The organism is Variovorax sp. HJSM1_2, assembly GCF_049316285.1.
Lineage (GTDB): Bacteria > Pseudomonadota > Gammaproteobacteria > Burkholderiales > Burkholderiaceae_C > Rhodoferax_B.
In genome coordinates this window covers 62,048-67,345 of the sequence record NZ_JBMOXA010000027.1, presented here as the reverse complement: position 1 = coordinate 67,345, position 5,298 = coordinate 62,048, and the positions used below count along the sequence as shown (strand labels likewise).

Genomic DNA, 5,298 nt, shown 5'->3' with positions numbered 1-5,298 from the left:
CCAAGATTGCCGTAGGGCAGGCGCCGCTGGCCTGGGTGTGGTCGCACCGGCTCATCGACTGGTTGCGGCTCTCGGCATGGGGGTGGCTGCCATGACGGCGCCCGCCGCACGCATGGAGTCTTCGCTTTTCAGCCCGCGCTGGTACCGCGTGGCCGGACTGCGGCCGCAATTGCGTGCGCAGGTCGACCTCAAGCGGCAAATGCAGCGCGGCACACCCTGGTATGTGCTGCAGGACAATAGCCGCGACAACGTGCGGCGCGTGAACATGGCGGCGTATGCCTTCCTCGGCCGCTGCGATGGTTCGGTGTCCGTGCAGCAGGTGTGGGACGCGCAACTGGCGCACAAGCCCGAAGAGGCGATGACGCAGGACGAGGTGATACAGCTGCTGGTGGCCCTGCACAGCCGTGGGCTGGTGCAGTTCGACGTCACGCCCGATGTGGAAAACCTATTCCATGCGCAGGACCGGCGCCAGCGTAGCCGCCGCCGTGGTGGCGTCAACCCCATGGCTTTCCGGCTCAAGCTGGGTGATCCCTCGCCAGTGCTCGATCTGCTGGCGCCCATCGCACCGCTGCTGTTTTCCGGCCTGGGCCTGTCCGTGTGGCTGCTTGCGGTGTTGCTCGCCGGCCTTGCCGCGGCCATGCACTGGAACGAACTGCTGCCCTACGCCGGCATGGTGATTCGCTCGCCCGGCTATCTGCTGATGGCCTGGCTGATGTATCCGCTGGTCAAAAGCGTGCACGAACTGGCCCACGCGCTGGCCCTGCGGCGTTATGGCGAACACGTGCGCATGGCCGGCGTCACCCTGGTGTTGCTGAACCCGGTGCCGTTCGTTGACGCCTCGGCGGCCGATGGCCTGCGCAGCCGTTACCAGCGTGCCCTGGTCAGCGCCGCCGGCATCATGGCCGAGCTGTTCCTGGCCGCAGTGGCCATGGCGGTGTGGCTGCTGGTGCAGCCCGGGATGGTGCGCGACATCGCCTTCGTCACCATGCTCATCGGCGGCCTGTCCACGCTGTTCACCAATGGCAACCCCTTGCTGCGGTACGACGGCTACTACGTCTTCTGCGACCTGCTGGACCTGCGCAACCTGGCCACCCGCAGCGGGCGTTATTGGCTAGAGACTGTGGGTTACCGGCTGTTCGGCATCCGTGTGCGTACACCGATAGACGTGTTGCCCGGCGAACGTTTCTGGCTGTGTGCCTACGCGCCGGCTTCATGGGTTTATCGGCTGGTGTTGTCGGTGGTGGTGGGACTCTGGGTCGGCAGCATTTCCTCGCTGGTGGGCTGGTTCGTCGGCGGGATGATGCTGATCGCCAACATCGGGCAACCGCTGTGGCGCGTGCTGCAGATGCTGCGCACCGCGAGTACCGAACAAGGCATGCGCCACCGCGCCACCTGGCGCGCGCTGGCGGTCTGCCTGCTGCTGATAGGCCTGCTGGGCTGGCTGCCGCTACCCTACCGGACCCTGGCCGAAGGGGTGGTCTGGCTGCCCGAGCAGGCGCAGATCCGCGCCGACACCGATGGTTTCTTGGTCACGTTGAATGCCGTCAACGGCCAGCATGTGAAAGCCGGCGAATTGATCGCCAGCCTGGACGACCCGCAGCTGGCCGCCAGCCGCGCCACGCTGGCGGCCGACGCCGCCGAACTCGACGTGCTGCTGTTCCGCGCCATCGACACCGCGCCCCAGGATGCCCCCGATCTGCGCGAACGCCTGGCGTACGCGAGGGCCGGACTGGCGCGGGTGGACGACAAGCTGCGCCAGCGCGAAATCCGTGCCCGCAGCGACGGCCTGCTGGTGCTGCCGCACCGGGACCAGGTGGTGGGGCAGTTCTACAAACGCGGCGAGCGCATCGGTTATCTGCTGACCACGGCGCCCACGGTGGTACGTGTGGCGCTGCCGCAGCAGGATGCCGACTTGGTGCGCGCCAGCCCCGCCGAAGTGCAGGTACGTCTGGCCGACGCCAGCACCGAAGCACGCCAGGGTCGTATTGCCGCAAGTGTGCCGGGCGCTTCCATGCGTTTGCCCAGCGCCGCTCTGGGTGACACCGCTGGCGGGCGCATCGTCACCGACATGAGCGACAAGGATGGCCTGACGCCACGCCAACCGGTGGTGGTGATGGACGTGGAACTGGCCGGCACCACGGCTGCGGCAGTTGTCGCCAACGACCGTGTCGGCGGACGTGCACTGGTGCGTTTTGACCACGGCAGCCGGCCCGTCGCCGAACAGCTTTTGCGCCAGCTGCAGCAATTGTTCCTCGGGCATTTCAATCCATCCACATGAGCTCCACCGCCTTGCCCATTCCCGGCCTGCGTTGGGGCAGCTACCCCGAACGCAGCGAGCCCGTGGGTTTGCACGGCTGGCAACGTACACCCCTGCTGCCGTGGGGCTGGCCAGGCGGCTTGCGTCACCGGGCCGAGCGGGCCGCAGGCCTGGCACAAGCAATGCGCTCCATGTCCGATGAGGCCTTTGCTGCGCAGGGCGAGGCCTTGCAGCAGCGCCTGTTGCAGCACGGCTGGCGGCAGGCACTGCTGCTGCAGGCCTGCGCCCATGTGGCCGAAGCGGCACGGCGTTCGCTGGGCTGGGCGGCCTACACCGAGCAGTTGATGGCGGCATTGGCCATGCTCGACAACCGTGTGGCGGAGATGGCCACCGGCGAGGGCAAGTCGCTGGCGGCGGCCCTGGCCGCGGGCGTTGGTGCACTGGCCGGCATTCCTGTGCATGTGCTCACCGCCAACGACTACCTGGTCGAACGCGATGCCGGCACCTTCGCCCCTTTCTACGCCTTGCTCGGTCTGCAGGTAGGCTTCGTGCTCAGCCGCCACACCGCCAGCAGGCGCCAGCAAGCCTATACACGGCAGGTGGTTTACGTCACCGCGCGTGAAGTTGCCTTCGACTATCTGCGCGACCGCCTGAGCCACGGCTCGCCGCGGCGCGCACTGCAGCGCCGCGCGGCAGCGCTGGCTTCGTCGCGCAACGAGCCGCCGTTGTTGCGTGGCCTGTGCATGGCGGTGATCGACGAAGCCGACAACATCCTGATCGACGAGGCCCAGATGCCGTTGATCCTGACGCGCGAAGTGGCGCACCGTGGCGACCGCGCCTTCCTCTGGCAGGCGTATGTGTTGTCGGCCCGCCTGGTGCCTGAAACCGATTACCTGATGCAGCAAGGCCAGCACCGCGTCCACCTCACCGACGCGGGGCGAGTCCATATCGGCGCGCTCAGCGCCAAGCTCGGCCCGCTGTGGCTGAACCTGCGGCACCGCGACGAAACCGTGTGCACCGCGCTCACCGCTCGCCACGCGCTGGTGCGCGACCGCGACTACGTGCTTGTGCCGGCCGCCGACGGCAAGTCCGGAGAAGAGGTGGCCATCGTCGACGCCGTGAGCGGACGTATTGCCGAGGGCCGCAAATGGTCGCGTGGCCTGCATGCCTTGGTTTCCATCAAGGAAGGCTGCCAACTGCCCGCCGATACCGAAACGATGGCGCAGATCACCTTCCAGCGTTTCTTCCGGCGATACCACCGGCTGGGCGGCATGAGTGGCACCTTGCGCGAAGCGCGGGCCGAGCTGCGTACGCTTTACGGCTGCAATATGGTGTAGGTGCCGCCACGGCTGCCTAGCCAGCGCCTGGCCTGGCCGTCACGCCTGTATGCCGATGAAGCAGCACGGCGCGATGCGGCCGTGGCGCAGACCCGCAAACTGATCGCCGCCGGCCGGCCGGTGTTGATAGGCTGCGACTCCGTTGAGGCCTCGCAAGCCATGGCCCAGGCCCTGCGGCAGGCCGGTGTGGTGCACGAAGTGCTGAACGCGCGCTTCGACGCCGAAGAGGCGCGCATCGTGGCGCGCGCCGGCCAGCGCAGCCAGGTCACGGTGACCACCAATATGGCCGGGCGCGGCACCGACATCCATGTCGATGCAGAAGCCCTGGCCGCCGGTGGCCTGCATGTGCTGAGCTGCCAGCGCAATGCCTCCAAGCGCCACGACCGGCAGTTGCTGGGCCGTGCGGCGCGCCAGGGCGAAGCCGGCAGCGGCGAGATCTGGCTGGCCCTCAAGTCCGCCGAGCCCGGCGCCAGCCGCATGGCAGGCATCTGGCGCAGTTGGTGCACCGGAGTGGCCCTCTCTGATGGCCGGATTCCGCTGCCATCCTGGCTGCAAACCCTCTGGCGGCGCACCAGCCAGGACCTGACGGAAGTCCGCCAGGCGCGGCAACGCCGGCAACTTTTCCGAAACGACCTAGCCCTAGACGACAGCCTGTCCTTCAGCGGATCGACCGAATGACAAAAAATAACAACCACTTCATCCCCGCCACCTCTAGACAGCGGCCCGGTGTGGCGGCCCTCACCTGCCTGGCCTTGCGTGCCGCGATGGGCCTGGCCATGGGCGCCTCGGCGGTATTTGCACAGCCGGCCAACACGCTGGCCCGTGTGCCGCCCGCTTCAGTGGCGCCGCTGGCCTGCCTGATCCTGCCCGAACGTGTCGCTGACATCGGCAGCGCCGTGATTGGCGTCGTCGACGCTATCGAGGTCGAACGCGGTGACATGGTGCGCAAGGGCCAGGTGCTGATACGGCTGCGTGCCGAGGTCGAGCGCGCCAGCAACGAAGTCGCGCGCTCGCGTGCGCAGAGCGAGGCCGAGTTGCGCGGCGCGCTGGCGGCGCAGGACCTGGCCCAGCAGCGGCTGGACCGCTCGCACAGGCTGAAGGCCGAGAACTTCATCTCAGAACAGGCGGTGGAACAGGCCGATGCCGAGTTGCGCGTGGCGCGCGAGAAAGTGGCGCAGGCCCGCGAAAGCCTGCGCACGCTGAAGCAGGAGGTGGCCATGTCCGACGCCCAGGCCTCACAGCGCATTCTGCGCAGCCCGTTCGACGGCGTGGTGATCGAACGTTATGCCAACCCTGGTGAACGCTTCGAAGACAAACCACTCCTCAAGTTGGCAATGATCACCAATCTGCGCGTCGAGGTTGTGGTGCCGGTGAGCCTGTTCGGCAACTTGCGCATAGGCCAGCAACTCATGGTGCAACCTGAGCTGCCCGGTGCCACACCGCGTATTGCGCGCGTCGCGCAGATCGACAAGGTCTTGGACCCGGCCAGCAATACCTTCCGTATGCGGCTGGAAATGCCGAATGCCGATAGCGCGCTGCCGGCCGGCCTGCGCTGCAAGATTGATCAGCCTGCGCGCGCCGACGCCCCACCCGCAGAGTTATCCAGCGCAACCGCGGCACGCTGACCGGAGCCCGCATGAACGCAGCAGCTGCACTCCGCCAGCGCCACCGCCGCGCCACGCCACCCTGCCATCTGGAGGCCAC

At 67.6% G+C, this 5,298-nt stretch carries 4 protein-coding genes; all 4 read left to right on the top strand.

The features are described 5' to 3' along the window. Positions 1-2,278, top strand: a 2,278-nt coding sequence (locus ACFQ95_RS21680; RefSeq protein ID WP_422834371.1) for a biotin/lipoyl-binding protein, incomplete at its 5' end; no start/stop codon positions are given. Then, positions 2,275-3,594, top strand: a complete 1,320-nt coding sequence (locus tag ACFQ95_RS21675) for a hypothetical protein (RefSeq protein ID WP_422834369.1) — start codon at positions 2,275-2,277, stop codon at positions 3,592-3,594. The genes ACFQ95_RS21680 and ACFQ95_RS21675, both read left to right, overlap by 4 nt. After that, entirely contained in the window at positions 3,595-4,272 is a 678-nt protein-coding gene (locus tag ACFQ95_RS21670; RefSeq protein ID WP_422834367.1) for a hypothetical protein, read from the top strand. It abuts the gene before it with no gap. Continuing rightward, on the top strand, positions 4,269-5,219 hold the full coding sequence (locus ACFQ95_RS21665; RefSeq protein ID WP_422834365.1) for an efflux RND transporter periplasmic adaptor subunit: 951 nt from the start codon (positions 4,269-4,271) through the stop codon (positions 5,217-5,219). Before ACFQ95_RS21670 ends, ACFQ95_RS21665 begins: the two co-directional genes overlap by 4 nt. The last annotated feature ends 79 nt before the right edge of the window (positions 5,220-5,298 follow it).

What these genes read in the sequence shown, in the direction of transcription:
- ACFQ95_RS21665 (WP_422834365.1), top strand. Translation starts at nt 4,269, where the DNA reads ATGACAAAAAATAACAACCACTTCATCCCCGCCACCTCTAGACAGCGG.
- ACFQ95_RS21675 (WP_422834369.1), top strand. Translation starts at nt 2,275, where the DNA reads ATGAGCTCCACCGCCTTGCCCATTCCCGGCCTGCGTTGGGGCAGCTAC.